We start from the raw sequence: 19926 nt of genomic DNA, 5'->3' as shown, positions 1-19926 counted from the left end.
CCGTTACTGGCTAAATCTTTGCGACCTGGTTGAAGGTCAGTTCGACAGGTGTTTCGCGGCCGAAGATGGACACCAGCACCTTGAGTTTCTGCTGCTCGGCGTTGACCTCGCTGATCGAGGCGGGCAGCGTCGCGAACGGACCGTCCATGACGGTGACGGATTCGCCGACCTCGAAATCGACCAGGATCTCCGGACGTTCCAGGGTTGCCTCGGTAGACGCGGCGGTCGACGCCGCCGCCTTGCCGCCGGCCTTCTTCGCGGCGCCCTGCGGCAGCAGGAACTTCACCACGTCGTCGAGCGACAGCGGGGACGGCCGCGACGTGGCGCCGACGAATCCGGTGACGCCCGGGGTGTTGCGCACCGCGCCCCACGACTCGTCGTTGAGCTCCATCCGAACCAGGATGTAGCCGGGCAGCACCTTGCGGTTGACCTGCTTGCGCTGGCCGTTCTTGATCTCGGTGACCTCTTCGGTGGGCACCTCGACCTGGAAGATGTAGTCGCCGACGTCCAGGTTCTGCACGCGGGTCTCGAGGTTGGCTTTCACCTTGTTCTCGTAGCCGGCGTAGGAGTGGATGACGTACCAGTCACCCGGCTTCAGCCGCAGCTCCTTCTTGAGCGCGACGGCCGGATCCTCGTCCTCGTCTACTTCGGGCGCCGCCTCTGCAGCCGCTTCGTCAACGGCTTCGTCAACGGCTGCGTCAGTGGCCTCATCGGCGGACTCGTCGACGACAGGTGCGTCGACGGTCTCCGACTCGGCGGCTGCGACGGCCCCTTGATCCTCAGTCGGATCTTCGGCAACGGTCTCATCGCCGTCGAACGTGGTCACGTTGTCAGTCCTCTCTCAATTCCAGTCAGGTGCCGAACACCAGCGACACAAGTCGCGCCAGGCCGTAATCCGCGCCGGAAATCAGCGCGACCATGAACGCCAGGAAGGCCAGCACCACCGTGGTGTAGCTGACCATCTGCTTGCGGTTGGGCCAGATCACCTTGCGGAGTTCGGCAACAACCTGCTTGAGGTAGTTGACGACGAACATGATCGGGTTGCGCGACGGTCCCGTCGCGTCCTTCTTTACCTTCTTGGCCTTACCGGAACCGTTCTTGCCGGAGTCGGTCGGCTCGGCTTCGGTCTCGATCTCGTCACCGCTGTCGGCATCGCTGACCACACCACGGCGCGACCGCTTACCGGTCGGGCGCAGCGGCCGGGTCACCACCGCGGTATGACCGATGTTGTCGCCGGTGCTGTCAGCGTCGGTGCCAGTGTCGTCTGCGGAGCCGGCACCTTCGCGCTCGTCGCTCACCGCATACTCCGTTTCTTCCTAGCGGACTGGTCTGCATGTGTCACCTTCCAGTGTCCACACCTTGTCGAGTATTCAGTTGAGCAGGGGCGACAGGACTTGAACCTGCAACCTGCGGTTTTGGAGACCGCTGCTCTGCCAGTTGAGCTACGCCCCTTCAGCGATGACCCGGTTGGCACCGTCATCACGTCCTACGGCCGGGGCTCACATAATTCGCGCGCTCTCCGTTCGCTCGATCAAAAGCCGACGGACAGCGCGCTGAAATGGGAAACCCCGAAAATCGAGTGTACCCCGGCGGCCGTGTCAGTTACTAATTGCGTCCATTACTCGCCGGCGGCCTTGCGGATCACCTGACCGGATTCCGGATCCCACTTGACGCCGACCGAGTTGTCACCCTCGTGGCCCATCAACGTGGTGTAGGCCTCCAGCACCACCTCGCCGTCGTCGTCGGTGCAGATGTTGCGGGTGACGACGATGTCGGCGCCGAACCGCACGTCGACCGATTCGATCTTCATCTCCGCGTGCAGGCGGTCGCCGACCTTGATCGGCCGGTGGTAGACGAATTTCTGGTCCACCTGGATGATCTGCATGGTTTCCATGCCGAGATCGACATTGCGGAAGAAATCCGCCTGCACCAGCAACGCGAAGATGGACGAGAAGGTCGGACCTGCGACCAGCGCATCGTGGCCCAACTCGGCCGCGGCGGCCTCGTCGAAACTCGCCGGGTCATTGGCCTTCACCGACCGCGCGAACTGCTTGATCTGCTCGCGGCCGACCTCGAAAACGTCGGGGTATTTGTAAACGATGCCGAGGATGTTCGCCTTCAGCGCCATCTTCTAGGCCAGCTTCGCGGTTGCAACTGCGCGGCCGAAGATTTTCTTGCCTCCACTGGTGGCGGTGAGCGCAATGGTCACCGTCTTGTTTTCCGGCTCGACCGACTTGACCCGGCCGTTGAAGACGATCTCAGCGCCCACACCGTCGTTGGGCACCGGCACGACCGCGGTGAACCGGACGTTGTACTCCGTCACGGCAGCGGGGTCGCCGACCCAGGAGGTGACGTAGCCACCACCGAGGCCCATCGTGAGCATGCCGTGGGCAATCGCGGTGTCGAGCCCGACCTGCTTGGCGATTTCGTCGTCCCAGTGGATCGGGTTCAGGTCGCCGGACACGCCGGCGTAGTTGACAAGGTCCCCGCGAGTCAGCGGAATGACCCGCTCAGGGAGCGTGTCACCGACATTGACCGAACTGAACTCACGCAGAGCCATCAGTAAAACCCTCTTCTCCGTCACCCGCACGACCGGCGAGGGTCGTGTAAGTCTCCTGGACCACGTCACCGGCGTCGTCGGTGATGATGTTCTTGGTAACGATGATGTCGGTGCCGTGCGCCCGCCGGACGGCGTGCACATAAACATCACAGTAGAGGCGGTCACCGGCTTTGATCGGCTTGAGGAACTTCAGTTCCTGGTCGACCTGGACGATCTGGGCGTCCTGGATGCCGATGTTGGCGTACTCGAAGAACGCCCACTGCGCCTGGTAGCCGAAGATGCAGATGAAAGTCAGCGGTGCCGGCAGGGAGTCATGGCCGAGCTCTGCAGCAGCAGCCTCGTCGTGAAAGAACGCGTCGTCGTTCTTGACAGCTACCGCGTGCTCACGAATCTTCTCGCGACCGACCTCGTAATGCTCGGGATGCCTGTAGTGCATCCCGACGATGTTCGACGAAAGACCCACAGCGAAAGGACTACCGCGACTCTTTATGCGGCTGGTGGGTTCCGCAGTTTGGGCAGAACTTCTTGATTTCCAACCGGTCCGGATCGTTGCGGCGGTTCTTCTTCGTGATGTAGTTACGGTGCTTGCACACCTCGCACGCCAAAGTGATCTTCGGCCGTACGTCGGTACTCGACGCCACGTCAGCTGCCCTCTTCCACGTTCTGTTGCTAGTTCCTGTAGCGGTGGGGGGACTCGATCCCCCGACCTCACGATTATGAGTCGTGCGCTCTAACCAGCTGAGCTACACCGCCCCGATCGACGCGGACGGCGCTCCGCCGGGCGTCCACCGAGCCCCCTAACGGAATCGAACCGTTGACCTTTTCCTTACCATGGAAACGCTCTACCGACTGAGCTAAGGGGGCCTGCCTGCTTGGTGCCCGCGACGCTAGGTGCGGGGCCTTAAAGAGGGTACAGCCTACCCGGCAACCGCACCAAACCGCAGGTCAGCGCGGATGCCGGGAGCACTCGACTGCGCTCGATCAGTCCAGCAGCCAGTCATTGGGTGCGAACAGCTCGCAATGCACGCGCTCGGTCGGCACCTCGCGCCGTGTGAGCTGGGCCCGAACGGCCTCGACAAAGCCCGCTCCGCCGCACAGATAGAAGGTCGCGTCGACGGGCAATTCGATGCCGTCGAGGCTCAGCAGTCCGGCGTGCACGCCGGGTGCACCGCCGGTGACACCGTCCTCGTACCAGATGTCCAACGACGCGTTGGGCAGTGCGTCGATCAGTTCCCGCTGACGCTCGCGCAGCGGGTGGGCGTTGTCACTGCGGTCGGCGTGCAGAACCCGCACATGCGTCTCGGGGTGCTCGGCGGCGAGGTACTCCAGAATGCCGATCATCGGGGTGATGCCGATGCCGGCAGACAGCAGCACCACGGGCTTGCCGTCGCCCGCGATATGCAGGTCCCCGAATGGCACGGTGACGTCCAGCAGGTCACCGACGCAGACGTTGGCCCGGATCCAGGACGACACCTCTCCGGCGGGTTGGCCTGCGGTCGCGTCGACGGGTTTGACCACAAACGTCAGATCGGTTGAGCCGGGGACGCTCACCAGGCTGTACTGACGTAGCTGGCGCGCCCCGTCCGGCAACGTCACACCCACCGACACATACTGTCCCGCAACAAATTTCACCGGCTGCGCGGCGCGCACCGTGATCAGCACCGCACCGGACGGATCGTCGACGCGGGACACGACGCGCAACCGCCGGTAGACGTCGCCCGGCTCGACACCCGCCTCGGCGTACAGCTCACGTTCCAGCCCGATCAGCGTGTCGGCCATGATCCAGTACACCCGGTCCCAGGCCTCGGCGACCTCGGCGGTCACCGTCTCTGCGCCCAGCACCGCCACGATCGCCGCGAACAGATTGTCGTGGACGATCGGGTACTGGTCGGCGGTGATCCCGAGCGACGCGTGCTTGTGGCCGATGCGCGACAGCAGGGCGGCGGGATGCGGCAGGTCAGGGTTCACCAGGTGGGTGGCGAACGTTGCGATCGACGCGGCCAGCGCCCGCTGCTGGGCACCCTGGGCCTGGTTGCCGCGGTTGAAGAGGTTGCGCAGCAGCTCGGGGTGATTGGCGAACAGGCGCCGGTAGAACTCCGAGGTGATCTCGTCGATGTGAGCACCGATGAGAGGCAGTGTCGCCGAAACGATCTCGGCATGGCGGGACTCGAGTTCCTCTTCCTGGGGCACTGCCGACGGCTCGGTTATGACGGTCATCAAATGTTCCTCTCCGGTGATTCTTTATGGGGCGAGTTGTAGAACGATGGGCAAGCTCGGGCCTGCCGTCAGATCGGCGACGGTGTAGCGGTCGAGTTCGCGGTAGAAGGCGTCTTTGGCCTCGGCCAGCACGCGGCGCAATCGGCATGCGGCGATCAGGGGGCATGGCGCGTCGCCGCCGCATTCGATGACCTCGCGATCGCCCTCGAGTTCGCGCACGAGCCAGCCCAGCGATGCGGTGCGGCCCTCTTCGGTGAGCACCAGTCCCCCAACCCTGCCGCGGCGCGCGTAGACCATGCCCAACTCGGCCAGCCGTGACACCGCCTTGGCGACGTGATGCTCGGAGGCGTTGGCGGCACGGGCGATGGTTCGGGTGGTGATGCGCCGGTCATCGGTTTCACCGGCGGCCAGCAGCATCAGCGTGCGCAGTCCGAGGTCGGTGAACCGGGTCAGGTGCATGCCTCAGACGCTAGTAATTCCGCATTTTTGATGCGACTTATTCGCCTGTGGGGTTAAACACGTCATGACGTGCGGTTTTTAGACCTGCGAGTATTGCCCGCGCAGTCCGGCCAATAGGCTTGGGACATGGCTGAGCCCAAGGTTGATGACCGCTTGTACTTCCGCCAGATGCTGGCGGGCCGCGACTTCGCGGCCGACGACATGATCGCCCAGCAGATGCGCAACTTCGCCTATCTGATCGGCGACCGGGAGACCGGCGACACGGTGGTGGTCGACCCCGCGTATGCCGCCGGAGACCTGGTCGACGCGCTGGAAGCCGACGGCATGCACCTGTCGGGAGTTCTGGTCACCCACCACCACCCCGATCACATCGGCGGGTCGATGATGGGCTTCGAGCTCAAGGGATTGGCTGAGCTGCTGGAGCGAGTCGCCGTCCCGGTGCACGTCAACACCCATGAGGCGGATTGGGTTTCGCGGGTCACCGGAATCGCCCTGAGCGAGCTGACAACACACGAGCACGGCGACGAGGTCAGCGTGGGCGCGGTCGACATCGAGCTACTGCACACACCCGGCCACACCCCGGGCAGTCAGTGCTTTCTGTTGGATGGCCGCCTGGTGGCCGGCGACACCCTCTTCCTGGAGGGCTGCGGCCGTACCGACTTTCCTGGCGGCGATGTCGACGACATGTTCCGTAGCCTGCAGGCGCTGGCTCAACTGCCCGGCGATCCCACGGTTTTCCCGGGCCACTGGTACTCGGCCGAGCCGAGCGCCCCGCTGGACGAGGTCAAGCGCAGCAACTACGTGTATCGGGCGTCGAATCTGGACCAGTGGCGCATGCTGATGGGCGCATAACGCATCCTGACGCAGCTCCAAACTGTCGAGTACGGCAGGTCAAAGGAGTTTCAACGGAGTAATTCGTCCGTGCAGAGCTGCCACTGCCACGAATTCCGTTGTTCGGCCATTTGCCTACGCAAGAATCCGCGGAAGTTCAGGATTCGAGTAGTGCAATACTCAGGACACCGCGACGTGGCCCCGGCAAACTGACATAGGAGCCTTTGAAGTCAGCCCGACGGGGGTCGTCGTGAATAACATCGTCCTGTGTTTCGATCACACAGATGAACGTCCAGGTCCGCGTGACGCAACCAACACCCAGGCATTGTTCGGGTTGCTGGACGGCCCCGGCCAACTCAGTTGGTATCACAGCGGCGCAGGCGACGAGCGCGGACGCAAGCTCACGCCGCGCCGCCGCGGTGACGTGGTCAGCGAAGCTCGCGCGGCCGTCGTCGAGGCCTATCAATTCCTACGTGGCAGCTGGGAACCCGGCGATCACCTTTTCCTGTTCGGCAGCGGGCCCGGCGGTCACCGCGCCTGCGAACTGGCCGCACTGCTCGGGACCGTCGGACTGTTGGCGAGCCGGTCCGACGACCTGCTCGAGTACGCACTGGCCACCTACGTACTTCCGCGCACGCCACGCACGACGCAGGACTGGCTGCGGCTCAGTAACCTGACCGCCCAGTTGCTCCGCGACGACGAGACCGCCGTCCCCGTACGGTTCCTCGGGTTGTGGGATGCGAAGGCCATCCCCGGCGCGCGCGGGAGTGCGGAACTGATGCGCAATGTCGAGGCGGGGCGGCACGCGGTGGCCGTCGACGGCGGACGTCGGGCACTCCACCGCGGCGGTTCCGTTGACGAGGTGTGGTTCCGCGGGGCGCACTGCGACATCGCAGGCGGTGCGGGCGCATGCTGTCCGCTGGCCGATATCGCGCTGGACTGGATGCTCGACGGTGCCGTCGCGGCGGGTTTGCAGGTGTGCGAACGCAATTCATCGCCCAGCGATTTGGACGCCCTGGCCGGTTCGGCCCACACCATCGGTGTTCGCCGGCTACCGCTGGACGCCAGGGTGCATGCCAGCGTCGAGGTGTATCTGCGGTCTCATCCGCAGTACTGGCGGCGGTTGCCGGCCCGCATCGAGTGGGCTGATCCTGAATGGCTCGCGCGCGGCGAGCGGCTCATGCCCGGCGCGGTCGGGGCGCCTGTCCGGCGTGAGGTTCTCACCGCTGTGGCGTCGTAGTTTGCTGCGCAGGACCACTGCCGGGGCTGCCCGTCCGTGATATAAGCGGTTGTGGGGATTTTTGACTCAATCGCGGATCGGGGGCGCGAGTTGGCTAGTTTCGACCCGGGCGCGTGGACAGCGCTCGCGGCGTGGGTTGCGATTGCGGTCGTCATCGTCGCGCTGATCTACGCGTGGCGGCAGTGGCTGAAGGCCAAAGAGCGCCGGGCTGAACTGAGCCAGCCGAACGTTTCGATGTTCATGGAGCCCAGTAGTTCCGACTGGCACCTCGTCGAGCTCGTGATCCGCAACTACGGCCAGCGGCCGGCCTACGGTCTGCGGTTCGAGTTCGCGAACCCGCCGACCGTCGGCAAATACGAGAGTTCCTACGCCGACAACTACGTCGACATCGTTCCGCTGAACCTGCCCGCCGAGATTCCCTATCTGGCGCCGTCCCAGGAGTGGCGGATCGTGTGGGATTCGGCGTTGGATCGCAAGCAGTTGGGCGAGGCCATCGCCTCGCGGTTCGACGGCGCCGTCACGTACTACGACGAGCCGGTCGCCGGCGGCAAATCCAATGGCCGGAAGTTCCGCAACACCGCGGTGCTGGACTGGGCGACGCTGCCGCCGGTGGACCGCATGGAACTGCTGACCACACACGACCGGGCCCGCCAGGAGAAACAGAAGCTGGAACTGCTGCGCGGCGTGCTGGTGTATTTCCAGTACGCGGCGAGGGAGACCGACGAGCAGACGCTGCGCTCCGAGATCAACCGGATCAAGGCATTGGGTGCCGAGGCGCGCGACCGGTGGAAGAGCCGCTATGACGCCACCCAGGAAGACGACGACGAGGACTTCGACGACGACGATCCCGAGACCGACCTGATCAACGCTCCTCCCGTGCGCACCGGGCGTCGCCACCGCGCTGAGTGACTCCGTACCATCGGTGCGATGAGCAGCCTGGTGAGCTACGCGCTGAACGAGTCCGTGGCCACGGTCACGCTGGACGACGGCAAGGTCAACGCGCTGTCCCCGGCCATGCAGGCCGAGCTGAACGCGGCTCTGGACCAGGCTGCGCAGGCTGCGGGCGCCGGTGAAGTGAAGGCCCTTGTGCTGGCCGGGAATTCGCGGGTGTTCAGCGGAGGGTTCGACCTCAGTGTGTTCTCGTCGGGAGACGTGGCGGCCACGCTCGGCATGCTGGCCGGCGGGTTCGAACTCTCGGTGCGCTGCCTGACCTTCCCCGTTCCGGTGATCATGGCCGCGACCGGTCCGGCGATCGCGATGGGATCGTTCCTGCTGCTGTCCGGCGACCATCGGGTCGGCTCCCCCAAATCCCGGTGCCAGGCCAACGAAGTGACGATCGGCATGACGTTGCCGCTGGCCGCCATCGAGATCATGCGGATGCGGTTGACGCGCGCGGCGTTCCAGCGGGGCATCTCTCTGGCGGCGACATTCGCCGGTGACGCGGCGATCGCGGGCGGTTGGCTCGACGAGATCGTGGAGCCTGATGCGGTGCTTTTTCGCGCTCAGCAGGTCGCGGCCGAGGCGGCGGGCTCTGTGCACCTGGGCGCCCACGTGGCCAGCAAGTTGAAGGCCCGCGCCGATGCGTTGACGGCGATCCGGGCCGGGATCGACGGATTGGCAACTGAATTCGCGGGTTAGGTCCTGGTCGGTGCGCCGTCGCGCTACTTCTTTTCACGTGTGAAGCGCTACGGCGATTTTCAAGCCGCTTTTCCGCCACAGCGCTACGCACGCGCCGCCCAAGCCTTGGCGATCCGGCCGAGCACGTTGGCCGCACCGTCGCGGCAGGTGACCCGGATGACAATCCAGCGATTTTCGATCATCTCGTCAACCCGCGCGATGTCCTTGCGCAGAACCTCGGGATCCGTGTGGTGCCGCCCTTCGTATTCGACGGCGATCTTCAAGTCCGGCCACGCAAGATCGACCACACCGATCACCGCGCCGTATTCGTTGTAGACGGGATGTTGAGTGGCAGGCCGCGGATAGCCCGCACGAACGACAAGTAGCCGCAACCACGTTTCCTGCGGTGATTCCGCGCTAGGGTCGACCAACGCGATGCTGGCGCGGGCCTGCTTGATGCCTTTGCGGCCCGGGTGACGCTGCGCTGCCAACTCGATATCAGCCACCTTCAGCCGCGCCGCCCGGGCCAGGGCATCGATGGCCGCCACGGCGGTGTCTTCGGGAAACTTGCACGCCAGATCCACTGCAGTACGCGCCGGCGTGGTCAGCCGCATGTCGCCGATCTGACAGATCTCGTCGTCATCGATCGCATCTGCCCAGGTGACGATCCCTCGGGCTGGCCGCCGACTGTTGTTGTTGATGACGAAGGCGGGTAGAGCAGGATCAATCCAGCGGGCACCATGCAACGCCGAAGCCGAGAAGCCTGCCAGCACCCCGCGCCGCCGCGACCGCAACCAACAGGCCTTGGCCCGCAACACCGCAGTGGGCTTAGTTCCTTTCGCGACATAGACATCACGGTGCACTGCGACGAACCGAGTACGTAACTCGTGACGCGTCAGCGCCCCGGCCGCCAGTGCCTCGCTGCCGATGAATGGATCCCCCATGGCAGGAGTGTGCCGACGCCCACCGACGTCGGGCCCGAAAAACATGTATGTGCTATGCATATAACGTGCCGCGCTACAACGAACTCGACGAGCTGCTCGTGCGCATCCACGCCGTCTGGCAGCGTCCGGGCTGGCGGCGCGGGCTCATCGACGCGTCAGGCGCAGTACCGACGCTCTCGACGCTGCGGGTACTGCGGGCCGTCGAGCAGCGGAAGGCCGCGTCGATCGGCGAGGTGGCCGAGCACATGGCCGTCGAACATTCCACCGCGAGCCGCACCGTCGCCGGCGCGGTCAACGCGGGCCTGCTGACGAAAAACCTTGCCGCCGACGATCAGAGACGGTGCGTGCTGGTGCTCACCGACAAAGGCCGCAGCGCGCTGGCGGAGGTGACCGAGCGACGCAGGGAGATGGTCGCCGAGACCGTGACCGACTGGCCCGAGACGGACGTCGACACCCTCGTCGACCTGTTGGACCGGCTGGTCACCGATTTCGAACGCGGAGTCGCCTCGTGACGGCCCAGACTGCTGCGCGTCCGCGTGGGGCATTGCGCCTCATGTTCGACCCGGTTTTCGGGGCGCTGTTCTGGGGCAAGATGTTCTCCGTCGTCGCGGTGTGGACGCACGGCATCGTCGCGGCCATCGTGATCTATGACGCCACCAGGTCGGCGGTGATGGTGGGACTGGTCGGCGTCGCGCAGTTCCTCCCCCAGCTGATCCTGAGCCCGACGAGTGGCAAGTGGGCCGATGTCGGCAACCCGGCCCGCCAGATCCTGCTGGGCCGGGTGATGTGCGTCCTCGGCTCGGGTTCCACCGCGGTGTGGCTGGGCCTCGCGCCCGATCTGCAGGGCAATGCCGCGGCGGTACCGATCCTCGTGGGCTCGGCCCTCGTCGGCTTCGGATTCGTCATCGGCGGCCCCGCCATGCAGTCGATCGTGCCCAGTCTGATCCGCGACGGCGAACTGGCTACGGCCATGGCGCTCAACAGCATTCCGATGACCATCGGACGGATTCTCGGCCCGGCCATCGGTGCCTATCTGGCTGCCCATCTCGGCGCGGCGTCTGGGTTCGCGATCAGCGCGTGCCTGCACCTGGTGTTCGCCGCATTCCTGTTGTTGGTCACCTTCCCGACCCGGCCGGCGCTCAGCCCCGACGGCGACTACCGGGTGCGGGCGGCGCTGCGCTACGTGTGGCGGGACCGTCCGCTGCTGCTGGCGCTGCTGGCCGTGACGACCGTCGGGTTCGCGTCCGATCCGTCGATCACCCTGACCCCGTCGATGGCCGAAGACCTCGGTGGCGGAACTCATCTGGTCGGGGCGCTGTCGGCGGCGTTCGGGGTCGGCGCGGCGGTCGGGATGGCGGTACTGGCGATTCTGGGTGGGCGGCTGGCCTCGGCCAGGGTGTCATCGATCGGGTTGTGGCTGCTCGTCGCGGGCTGCGGGCTGCTGGCGCTCAGCACGGTCACGGCGGTGGCCCTGGCCGGTTTCGCGATCGCGGGGCTGGGCTTCGGCTGGGCGATGACGGGCTTGAGCACTGTGGTGCAGGAGCGTGCGCCCGACGAGTTGCGGGGCCGCATCATGGCGCTGTGGCTGGTCGGCTTTCTCGGCTCCCGCCCGTTCGCGGCGGCGCTGCTGGGCGGGGCGGCCGATCTGTTCAACGTACGGGTGGCGTTCGTCATCGCCGCCGGGTTGACGTTGGTGGTCACGTTGGCCGTGCAAAAGTCCTGGCACTCTTAGCGCCGTCTCCTAGGGTGTGTGTCGATGGCACTGCACCTGCACCGGGCCGAGCGCACCGATCTGCTCGCGGACGGGCTCGGCGCGCTGCTGTCGGATCCGCTGCCTGACCCGTTCGCGCAGGAGCTTGTGCTGGTACCGGCCAAGGGCGTGGAACGCTGGCTGAGCCAACGGCTGGCGAATCGGCTGGGCGTGTGCGCCGCAGTCGAGTTCCGCAACCCGCGCTCGTTGATCGCCGAGTTGACCGGCACCGCCGACGACGATCCGTGGTCGCCCGACGCGATGGTGTGGCCGCTGCTCGCGGTGATCGACGAGAACCTGGACCAGCCGTGGTGCACCGCCCTGGCCACCCATCTCGGGCGTTTCGAAGCCGGCGAGGAGCGCGAGCTGCGCCAAGGCCGACGGTACGCGGTCGCCCGCCGACTGGCCGGGTTGTATGCGTCCTACGCCCGGCAGCGTCCGCAGCTTCTCATCGACTGGGCCGGCCTCCCTGACGATCTCGCCTGGCAGGCCCCACTGTGGCAGGCCCTGGTGGAGCGCATCGATGCCGACCCGCCTCATGTCCGCCATGCCAAAGCACTTGTCCGCCTGCAGGAGTCGCCTACCGACCTGCCGACGAGGCTGTCGTTGTTCGGGCACACCCGGCTGCCGGTGACCGAGGTCGAGCTGCTGAGCGCACTGGCCACCCACCACGATCTGCATCTGTGGCTGCCGCATCCCAGTGACGAGCTGTGGAAATCACTCGCGTCAAGGAAAGGCCCGCTCCCCCGCCGCGACGACACCAGCCACCGCGATGTCGGCCACCCGCTGCTGGCCACCCTCGGCCGTGACCTGCGCGAGCTGCAGCGCGTGCTGCCGGTCCCCGACACCGACGAATATCTCAGTGGAACAGCCCATCCCGACACCCTGCTCGGTTGGCTACAGTCCGACATCGCGGCCAACGCGCTCCGGCCGGCAGGGCGCGTGCACCGGACCGAGGACCGCTCAGTACAGGTGCACAGTTGCCATGGCCCCGCCCGGCAGATCGATGTGCTGCGTGAGGTGCTGCTCGGACTGCTCGCCGATGACCCGACGCTGGAGCCCCGCGACATTCTCGTCATGTGCCCGGACATCGACACGTATGCGCCGTTGATCACGGCGGGTTTCGGGTTGGGTGACGTTGTACCGGGCACGCGAGGAACACAAATCAGCTTCGGCGCCCACCCGGCGCACAAGCTGCGGGTGCGGCTGGCCGATCGCGCTCTGGTGCAGACGAATCCACTACTGGCGGTGGCTGCACAACTGCTGGGCCTGTCCGGCGGGAGGGCCACCGCGAGCGAGGTCCTCAACCTGGCCGAGTCCGACCCGGTGCGGGCCCGGTTCGGATTCACCGACGACGATCTCGATGCGATTGCGGCGTGGGTGCGGGAAGCCAACATCCGCTGGGGCTTCGATCAGGACCACCGCCAACCCTACGGCGTCGAATTCGTGCACAACACCTGGCGTTTCGGCATCGACCGGGTGCTGGCCGGGGTGGCGATGTCCGACGACTCGCACGCCTGGCTGGGCACCACGCTGCCGCTCGACGACGTCAGCAGCAACCGCGTCGAGTTGGCCGGCCGGTTCGCCGACTATGTCAGCAAGCTCGCCACCACGGTCCGGGCACTGAGCGGGACCCGAACCCTGGCGGAGTGGCTCGCGGCACTGACCGAGGGGATCGATGCGCTGGCGTTGGCCGACGAGGACTGGCCGGCCGCTCAGGTACAGCGCGAGTTCGCCGATATCGCCGAGACTCCTGGCGCCACAACGACTATGCTGCGGCTGCCTGATATCCGCGCCCTGTTGGGCCGGCATCTGGCCGGGCGCCCGACGCGGGCCAACTTCCGCACCGGCACCCTGACCGTGTGCACGATGGTGCCGATGCGTTCGGTGCCGCACCGGGTGGTGTGCCTGGTCGGTCTGGACGACGGCGTGTTCCCGCGGCTGGGTGCCGTCGACGGCGACGACGCGCTGGCCCGGGACCCGGTGACCGGTGAACGCGACATCCGTTCCGAGGACCGGCAATTGCTGCTCGACGCGATCGGCGCGGCCACGCAGACGCTCGTCGTCACCTATACCGGCGCCAACGAGTACTCCGGACAGCCCCGCCCACCGGCCGTCCCGTTGGCGGAGCTTCTCGACACGCTCAACATCACCACCGAACAGCCGGTGCACGTTGTCACCGCCCACCCGTTGCAGCCCTTCGACATTCGAAACGTGATCCCGGGTGAGATGGTGCCGGGAAAGCCCTTCACCTTCGACCCCAACGCGCTCACCGCCGCGAGGGCGAGCACTGGTCGACGCGCCGAGCGGCCGCCGTTCTTCTCCGATCCGTTGCCGCCGCCACCAGCCGGTGACGTCGCACTGGAGGATCTCGCCGCATTCTTCCGGGATCCGGTGAAAGGATTCTTCCGGGCGCTGGACTACACGCTGCCGTGGGATGTCGAGGGCGTGTCCGACGAAATGCCCGTCGACATCGACGCATTGGAGGAATGGATGGTCGGCGACCGCATGCTGGGCGACATCATGCGCGGCATGACCCCGGCCGACGCCCAGCAGGCCGAGTGGCGGCGCGGCACCCTGCCGCCCGGCCAGCTCGGCTGGCGCCGGGCCAATGCACTTCGTGATCAATGCGCACTGCTGGCCACCGAGGCGATGCGGTACCGAAGCGCCGACGGCCAGGCCTATGACGTCGACATCGATCTGGGCACCGGGCGTCGGCTCACCGGCACCGTCACGCCCGTGTTCGGCGAGCGGCTGGTGTCGGTGACGTATTCCAAGTTGGACGGTAAGCACCTGATGCAGTCATGGATTCCGTTGTTGGCGTTGGCCGCCGGATGTCCGGGCTCGGACTGGTCGGCGGTGTGCATCGGGCGGCCGAAGCGTGGCACAACCCCGCGCGTCGAGGGGCTCGAAGGTCCCGACAACCCGGTAGAGCTGCTGGCCGATCTGGTGGCGATCTACGACGCCGGACGACGCGAGCCGCTGCCGCTGCCGGTCAAGACGTCCTACGCCTGGGCAGCAGCCAAGCACGCAGGTGACGACCCGGAGCGCGAGGCCGGATTCCGTTGGCGTAGCGGCAGATACCCCGGTGAAGATGAGCAGCCCGCACACGTCCGGGCCTGGGGTCGTGGCGCGCCGCTGAGCAGACTCGTCGGGCTGGCTGACTATGCCGAGCGGCTGTGGCTGCCGATGCTTCGTGCCGAAAGGGCACCCCAGTGAAGGTCTTCGATCTGCTCGGTCCGTTGCCCGCAGGTAACACCACCACCGTGTTGGAGGCCAGTGCGGGCACCGGGAAGACGTTCGCCCTCGCCGGGTTGGTGACACGGCTGGTGGCCGAGGGCGCGGCGACCCTGGATCAGATGCTGCTCATCACGTTCGGCCGCGCTGCCAGCCAGGAACTGCGGGAGCGGGTCCGCGGCCAGATCGTCGACGCACTCGCGGCCTTGCAGGACCCGACGCGCGCGGCCAACGATCTGGAGGAATACCTGGTGGCCACCGATCAGCAGGTCCGCAAGCAGCGGCTGCGCGACGCGTTGGCCGGTTTCGATGCGGCGACCATCGCGACCACACATCAGTTCTGCCAGATCGTCCTCAAATCGCTTGGCGTGGCCGGGGACAGCGATTCCGGGGTGACGCTGGTGGAGAGTCTCGACGACCTGGTATGCGAGATCGTCGATGACCTGTACCTCGCACACTTCGGGACTCAGCGTGACGATCCGGAGCTGGCCTACGCCGAAGCACTCAAGCTGGCCCGGGTCGTGGTGAACAATCCGGCGACCGAACTGCGGCCCGTCGACCCCGAGCCCGATTCGTCTGCCGCCGTGCGCCTGAAGTTCGCCCGGGATGTGCTGGCCGAGTTGGAGATCCGCAAGCGCCGCCGCGGCGTGCTCGGCTATGACGATCTGCTCACCCGACTGGCAGGTGCTTTGGCCACGGAGGATTCCCCCGCCCGAACACAGATGCAGCAGCGCTGGCCGATCGTGATGGTCGACGAATTCCAGGACACCGACCCGGTGCAGTGGCAGGTGATCGAACGGGCATTCTCGGGGCACTCGACGCTGATCCTGATCGGCGATCCCAAGCAGGCGATCTACGCGTTCCGGGGCGGTGATATCGCCACATATCTGCGCGCCGCTGCCACCGCGGGTGACAAGCAGACGCTCGGCACCAACTGGCGCAGTGACAGCGCACTGGTCGACCGGCTGCAGGCGGTGCTGCGCGGCGCTCAACTCGGCGGCCCGGACATCGTCGTGCACGATGTGCAGGCGCATCATCAGGGCCACCGGCTGGCCGGGGCGCCACACAACGACCCGTTCCGGCTGCGGGTGGTGACACGGAACCGCGCTGGCACCAAGGTGATCCCGATCGCCGACCTGCGTACCCATATCGGCAAGGACCTGGCCGCCGATATCGGTGCGCTGCTTGCCGGCGGCGCGACCTTTTGCGAAAGGCCTGTAGAAGCACGCGATATCGCCGTCATCACCGAGACCCACAAGGACGCCAGGGCCTGCCACCACGCACTCGTCGAAGCCGGGATTCCCGCGGTGTACACCGGGGATTCGGACGTGTTCAACTCCGAGGCCGCCGAGGATTGGCTGTACCTGCTTGAGGCGTTCGACCAGCCGCACCGGCCGGGCCTGGTCCGGGCAGCCGCGGCCACGATGTTCTTCGGGGAGACCGCCGAATCCCTCGCCGCAGGCGGAGAGACATTGACCGACCGGGTCGCCGAAACCCTGCGGGCCTGGGCCGGGAATGCCCGGGAACGCGGCGTGGCGGCGATCTTCGAGGCCGCACAGCTGGCCGGGATGGGCAAGCGCGTGCTGTCCTGGCAGGGCGGGGAACGGTTGATGACCGACCTCGCGCACATGTCCCAGCTGCTGCAGGACACCGCGCACCGCGAGGGGTTCGGGTTGCCCGCGCTGCGGGACTGGCTGCGCACCCAGCGCTCGGAGGGCGGCGGTGAATCCGAGCGCAACCGCCGCCTGGACAGCGACGCGGCAGCGGTGCAGATCATGACGGTATGGGTCAGCAAGGGGCTGCAGTTCCCGATCGTGTACCTGCCGTTCGCGTTCAATCGCTATGTCCCCGAACCGGATCTGGTGTTGTTCCACGACGAGGGCGTGCGGTGCCTGCACATCGGCGGCGCGGATCCCGCGGTGGCGCGAGCCGGCCGCGCCGAGGCGGCGGCCGACGACAGCAGGCTGACGTATGTGGCGATGACGCGGGCGCAGTCGCAGGTGGTGGCGTGGTGGGCACCGTCAAACGACGAACCCAACGGCGGGCTGTCACGGCTGTTGCGGGGCCGCGCTCCCGGCGAGTCCGTCGTGCCGGATAAGAGTGTGCCGGTGAGGGTGTCCGATGACGAGGCCCTGGCGCGGTTGCGGGCGTGGGAGGCAGTCGGCGGCCCGGTCCTGGAGGAATCGATGATCGGCGCGTTCACCCCTGTTCCGCCGCCACCGGCACGAGACGACCTGGCCACCCGGCACTTTCACCGCGCGATCGATACGGCGTGGCGACGCACGTCGTATTCCGGTCTGTTGCGGGCCGCCGAGAACGCCGGGGTTTCCAGCGAACCCGAGGTCGTCGAACTCACCGATGAGCCAGCCGACATTCCCGTCGTCGCACCCGCGCAGGGAGCCGATGTGCCGTCACCGATGGCGTCCCTTCCGACGGGCGCCGCGTTCGGATCACTCGTGCATGCCGTGCTGGAGACCGCCGACCCGTTCGCCCCGGATCTGGAAGCCGAGTTGGAAGACCACATCAAGGCGTATTCGGCGCGCTGGCCCGCGGAGGTTGAGGCGTCCGAGCTCGCGGCAGCGCTGATACCCATGCATGACACCCCGCTGGGCCCGTCGGTGCCCGGCGTGACACTGCGCCAGATCGGGCTGCGGGACCGGTTGCGCGAGTTGGACTTCGAGTTCCCGATGGCTGGCGGAGATCTGCGGGGCGGATCGTTCGCCCGGTTGGCGGATGTCGGGGCGTTGCTGCGTGCCCATTTGACTGCCGAGGATCCGATGGCCTCCTACGCCGACCGGTTGTCGGTGGGTGTACTGGGCAACCAGCCGCTGCGAGGGTACCTGTCCGGTTCGGTGGACGTGGTGCTGCGCGTGGATTCCCGCTACATCGTCGTCGACTACAAGACGAACTGGCTCGGCACCGGAGACGCGGCGCTGACAGCGGCCGACTATGGCCGTGAGCGCATGGCCGAGGCCATGCTGCATTCCGACTATCCGTTGCAGGCCTTGCTGTACAGCGTTGTGCTGCATCGCTTCCTGCGCTGGCGGCTGCCGGACTATGATCCGGCGACGCATTTGGGCGGGGTGATGTACCTGTTCGTCCGTGGCATGTGCGGGCCCGCGACGCCCGTCGTCGACGGACACCCGACCGGGGTGTTCAGCTGGGAGCCGCCCGCGGATCTGGTGGTCGCTGTATCGGAGTTGCTCGATGCTTGACGCCTTCGCCGAGATCCTCGAACCCGCCGATGTACATGTGGCGCAACGGTTGGCGGCCTTGGCCTCCGAGCCCGACCCGTCGGTGGAGTTGGCCGTCGCGCTCGCTGTGCGTGCTCTGCGCGGTGGGTCGGTGTGTGTGGATCTGCGGTCGGTGGCCGCGCAGGTCGAGCTGCCGGCGTTGCCATGGCCGACTCCCGATGACTGGCTGGCCGCGGTCGCCGCCAGCCCACTGCTCGACACTCCCCCGGTACTGCGGCTGTTCGGCGATCTGTTGTACCTGGACCGGTACTGGCTGGAAGAACAACAGGTGTGCGACGACGTGCTGGCGCTGGTGGCTGCGCGTCCCGGCGGGGCCGAACCCGAGGTGTCTCGGCTGTTCCCGGAGGGCTTCGAGGAGCAACGAGCAGCGGCGAATGTCGCGTTGTCACAGGGCTTGACAGTGCTGACCGGCGGGCCCGGCACCGGCAAGACGACGACCGTGGCGCGGCTACTGGCACTGCTTGCCGAGCAGGCTGCCTTGGTGGGGCGGCCGTCGCTGCGGATCGCGCTGGCCGCACCGACGGGTAAGGCCGCCGCGCGGTTGCAGGAGGCCGTGCAACTGGAGGTGGACCGGCTCGACCCGGTGGACAGGTCACGGATTTCCGGCCTGCAGGCAACCACGCTGCACAGGCTCCTCGGGCCGCGGCCGGACACGTCGTCGCGGTTCCGGCATCATCGCGCAAACCGCTTGCCGCACGACGTGATCGTCGTCGACGAGACGTCCATGGTGTCGCTGACCATGATGGCCCGGTTGTTGGAAGCGGTGCGCCCGCAGACGCGGCTGCTGTTGGTCGGCGACCCCGATCAGTTGGCCTCCGTGGAGGCAGGCGCGGTGCTGGCCGATCTGGTCGACGGGCTGGGTACCCGCGGTGTGGCCGCTCTGCAGACGTCGCACCGGTTCGGCGAATCCATCGGTGCGCTGGCATCGGCGATCCGCTCGGGCGACGCTTCGGCTGCGCTCGAGGTGCTGGCGGCCGGCGGTGAACACATCGAATGGGTTCGCGACGACGCAACGGAGCGGCTACGGGATGTGCTTGTCCCGCACGCGCTTCGGTTGCGACAGGCGGCAATCCTCGGCGATTCCCCCGCGGCGTTGGCGACGCTCGACGAGCATCGTCTGCTGTGCGCCCACCGGCGTGGCCCGTTCGGCGTCGCGCACTGGAACCGCCAGGTCCAGCGGTGGTTGACCGAGGAGACCGGCGAGCCGCTGTGGGCCTCGTGGTATCTCGGGCGACCAATCCTGGTGACCGCCAACGACTATGGACTCAAGCTGCACAACGGGGACACCGGCGTCGCCGTCGCCACCCCAGACGGATTACGCGCCGTGGTTGGCGGTTCCGGATCGTTCGCGACCGGCCGGCTCACCGAGGTGGAGACCATGCACGCCATGACAATCCACAAGTCTCAAGGCAGCCAGGCCGATGAGGTGACCGTGCTGTTGCCGCCCGAGGACTCGCGGTTGTTGACGCGGGAACTCTTTTACACCGCGGTGACCCGGGCGAAAACCCGGGTTCGCGTCGTCGGTGTGGAATCCGAAGTGCGCGCGGCGATTCACCGGCAGGCCGTACGAGCTACCGGCCTGCGGAAGCGGCTTCGGCCTTAAACGGCCTGCCCGGCGAAGAACGCGCCTGAGATGAGCCCGATCACGATGGCCAGGGTGGGCAAGCCCATCACGACGGCCACTACAACACCAGTGATCGCACCGATGCCCAAAACCAGCATCAGAACCCCTGCAAGTGCTCCGATCATTGACCGCCCTTTCTATGACTGCGGTCACAATGTACATCGTCAGTAAGCTGAATCACATGCAGATCACG

19 protein-coding genes and 3 tRNA genes are annotated in these 19926 nt (G+C 66.6%); 9 read left to right on the top strand and 13 right to left on the bottom strand.

Annotated features, from left to right (window positions below):
- Nucleotides 1-10 precede the first annotated feature (10 nt).
- The 11 genes from nusG to ABQF30_RS01725 all read right to left on the bottom strand — a co-directional run bounded on the left by nusG (nucleotide 11) and on the right by ABQF30_RS01725 (nucleotide 5236).
- On the bottom strand, nucleotides 11-826 hold the full coding sequence (gene nusG, locus ABQF30_RS01775) for a transcription termination/antitermination protein NusG (protein WP_448460561.1): 816 nt from the start codon (nucleotides 824-826) through the stop codon (nucleotides 11-13).
- Nucleotides 827-851: 25 nt separating this feature from the next.
- On the bottom strand, nucleotides 852-1298 hold the full coding sequence (gene secE, locus ABQF30_RS01770; protein WP_448460560.1) for a preprotein translocase subunit SecE: 447 nt from the start codon (nucleotides 1296-1298) through the stop codon (nucleotides 852-854).
- 81 nt (nucleotides 1299-1379) lie between these two features.
- Nucleotides 1380-1452 (bottom strand) — tRNA-Trp (locus ABQF30_RS01765).
- Between the two features lie 166 nt (nucleotides 1453-1618).
- Nucleotides 1619-2128, bottom strand: a complete 510-nt coding sequence (gene hadC, locus ABQF30_RS01760; protein ID WP_448460558.1) for a (3R)-hydroxyacyl-ACP dehydratase subunit HadC — start codon at nucleotides 2126-2128, stop codon at nucleotides 1619-1621.
- Between the two features lie 3 nt (nucleotides 2129-2131).
- Nucleotides 2132-2560, bottom strand: a complete 429-nt coding sequence (hadB, locus tag ABQF30_RS01755) for a (3R)-hydroxyacyl-ACP dehydratase subunit HadB (RefSeq protein WP_448460556.1) — start codon at nucleotides 2558-2560, stop codon at nucleotides 2132-2134.
- Nucleotides 2547-3023, bottom strand: coding sequence for a (3R)-hydroxyacyl-ACP dehydratase subunit HadA (gene hadA / locus ABQF30_RS01750; RefSeq protein ID WP_448460554.1), 477 nt, complete (start codon nucleotides 3021-3023; stop codon nucleotides 2547-2549). The genes hadB and hadA overlap by 14 nt, the downstream gene beginning before the upstream one ends.
- A 10-nt stretch (nucleotides 3024-3033) precedes the next feature.
- A complete protein-coding gene (rpmG, locus tag ABQF30_RS01745; protein WP_003881823.1) occupies nucleotides 3034-3201 on the bottom strand; it encodes a 50S ribosomal protein L33 in 168 nt (55 codons plus the stop codon).
- A 38-nt stretch (nucleotides 3202-3239) separates the two neighbouring features.
- Nucleotides 3240-3313: transfer RNA gene (locus tag ABQF30_RS01740), tRNA-Met, on the bottom strand.
- A 38-nt stretch (nucleotides 3314-3351) separates the two neighbouring features.
- A tRNA-Thr gene (locus ABQF30_RS01735) sits at nucleotides 3352-3424 on the bottom strand.
- Nucleotides 3425-3541: 117 nt separating this feature from the next.
- Nucleotides 3542-4777: a globin domain-containing protein gene (locus ABQF30_RS01730; RefSeq protein ID WP_448460552.1), complete on the bottom strand. Its 1236-nt coding sequence runs from the start codon at nucleotides 4775-4777 to the stop codon at nucleotides 3542-3544.
- A gap of 24 nt (nucleotides 4778-4801) precedes the next feature.
- Entirely contained in the window at nucleotides 4802-5236 is a 435-nt protein-coding gene (locus tag ABQF30_RS01725) for an RrF2 family transcriptional regulator (protein WP_448460550.1), read from the bottom strand.
- 126 nt (nucleotides 5237-5362) lie between these two features.
- On the opposite strand from ABQF30_RS01725, the gene ABQF30_RS01720 reads away from it, so the two are divergent.
- The 4 genes from ABQF30_RS01720 (at nucleotide 5363) to ABQF30_RS01705 (ending at nucleotide 8945) form a co-directional block, all read left to right on the top strand.
- A complete protein-coding gene (locus ABQF30_RS01720; protein ID WP_448460548.1) occupies nucleotides 5363-6088 on the top strand; it encodes an MBL fold metallo-hydrolase in 726 nt (241 codons plus the stop codon).
- 229 nt (nucleotides 6089-6317) lie between these two features.
- On the top strand, nucleotides 6318-7307 hold the full coding sequence (locus ABQF30_RS01715; protein WP_448460546.1) for a phospholipase effector Tle1 domain-containing protein: 990 nt from the start codon (nucleotides 6318-6320) through the stop codon (nucleotides 7305-7307).
- Nucleotides 7308-7358: 51 nt separating this feature from the next.
- Nucleotides 7359-8216, top strand: a complete 858-nt coding sequence (locus tag ABQF30_RS01710; RefSeq protein WP_448460544.1) for a DUF8453 domain-containing protein — start codon at nucleotides 7359-7361, stop codon at nucleotides 8214-8216.
- Nucleotides 8217-8234: 18 nt separating this feature from the next.
- Nucleotides 8235-8945, top strand: coding sequence for a crotonase/enoyl-CoA hydratase family protein (locus ABQF30_RS01705; protein WP_448460542.1), 711 nt, complete (start codon nucleotides 8235-8237; stop codon nucleotides 8943-8945).
- An 83-nt stretch (nucleotides 8946-9028) separates the two neighbouring features.
- Here the strand turns inward: ABQF30_RS01705 and ABQF30_RS01700 are convergent, their stop codons facing one another.
- Nucleotides 9029-9868, bottom strand: a complete 840-nt coding sequence (locus ABQF30_RS01700) for a hypothetical protein (protein WP_448460540.1) — start codon at nucleotides 9866-9868, stop codon at nucleotides 9029-9031.
- A gap of 47 nt (nucleotides 9869-9915) precedes the next feature.
- On the opposite strand from ABQF30_RS01700, the gene ABQF30_RS01695 reads away from it, so the two are divergent.
- Genes ABQF30_RS01695 through recD form a run of 5 tightly spaced genes read left to right on the top strand, consistent with a single transcriptional unit; the run spans nucleotide 9916 to nucleotide 19712 of the window.
- Nucleotides 9916-10380: a MarR family winged helix-turn-helix transcriptional regulator gene (locus ABQF30_RS01695; protein ID WP_448460538.1), complete on the top strand. Its 465-nt coding sequence runs from the start codon at nucleotides 9916-9918 to the stop codon at nucleotides 10378-10380.
- Nucleotides 10377-11600 (top strand): MFS transporter, encoded by a 1224-nt coding sequence (locus ABQF30_RS01690; RefSeq protein WP_448460536.1) that lies wholly within the window; start codon nucleotides 10377-10379, stop codon nucleotides 11598-11600. The genes ABQF30_RS01695 and ABQF30_RS01690 overlap by 4 nt, the downstream gene beginning before the upstream one ends.
- A gap of 24 nt (nucleotides 11601-11624) precedes the next feature.
- A complete protein-coding gene (recC, locus tag ABQF30_RS01685) occupies nucleotides 11625-14837 on the top strand; it encodes an exodeoxyribonuclease V subunit gamma (RefSeq protein ID WP_448460534.1) in 3213 nt (1070 codons plus the stop codon).
- Nucleotides 14834-18070, top strand: coding sequence for an exodeoxyribonuclease V subunit beta (gene recB / locus ABQF30_RS01680; protein WP_448460532.1), 3237 nt, complete (start codon nucleotides 14834-14836; stop codon nucleotides 18068-18070). The genes recC and recB overlap by 4 nt, the downstream gene beginning before the upstream one ends.
- Nucleotides 18063-19712 carry an exodeoxyribonuclease V subunit alpha gene (gene recD, locus ABQF30_RS01675; RefSeq protein ID WP_448460530.1) on the top strand — a complete coding sequence of 550 codons (1650 nt, stop codon included), beginning with the start codon at nucleotides 18063-18065 and terminating at the stop codon, nucleotides 19710-19712. Before recB ends, recD begins: the two co-directional genes overlap by 8 nt.
- Here recD and ABQF30_RS01670 read toward each other — a convergent pair.
- Entirely contained in the window at nucleotides 19709-19858 is a 150-nt protein-coding gene (locus tag ABQF30_RS01670; RefSeq protein WP_448460528.1) for a hypothetical protein, read from the bottom strand. The genes recD and ABQF30_RS01670 overlap by 4 nt on opposite strands.
- Nucleotides 19859-19926: the final 68 nt, after the last annotated feature.

Source organism: Mycolicibacterium sp. XJ870 (assembly GCF_053483975.1).
The sequence above is the reverse complement of the archived record's forward strand: the minus strand, read 5'-3'. Positions and strand labels throughout refer to the sequence as shown.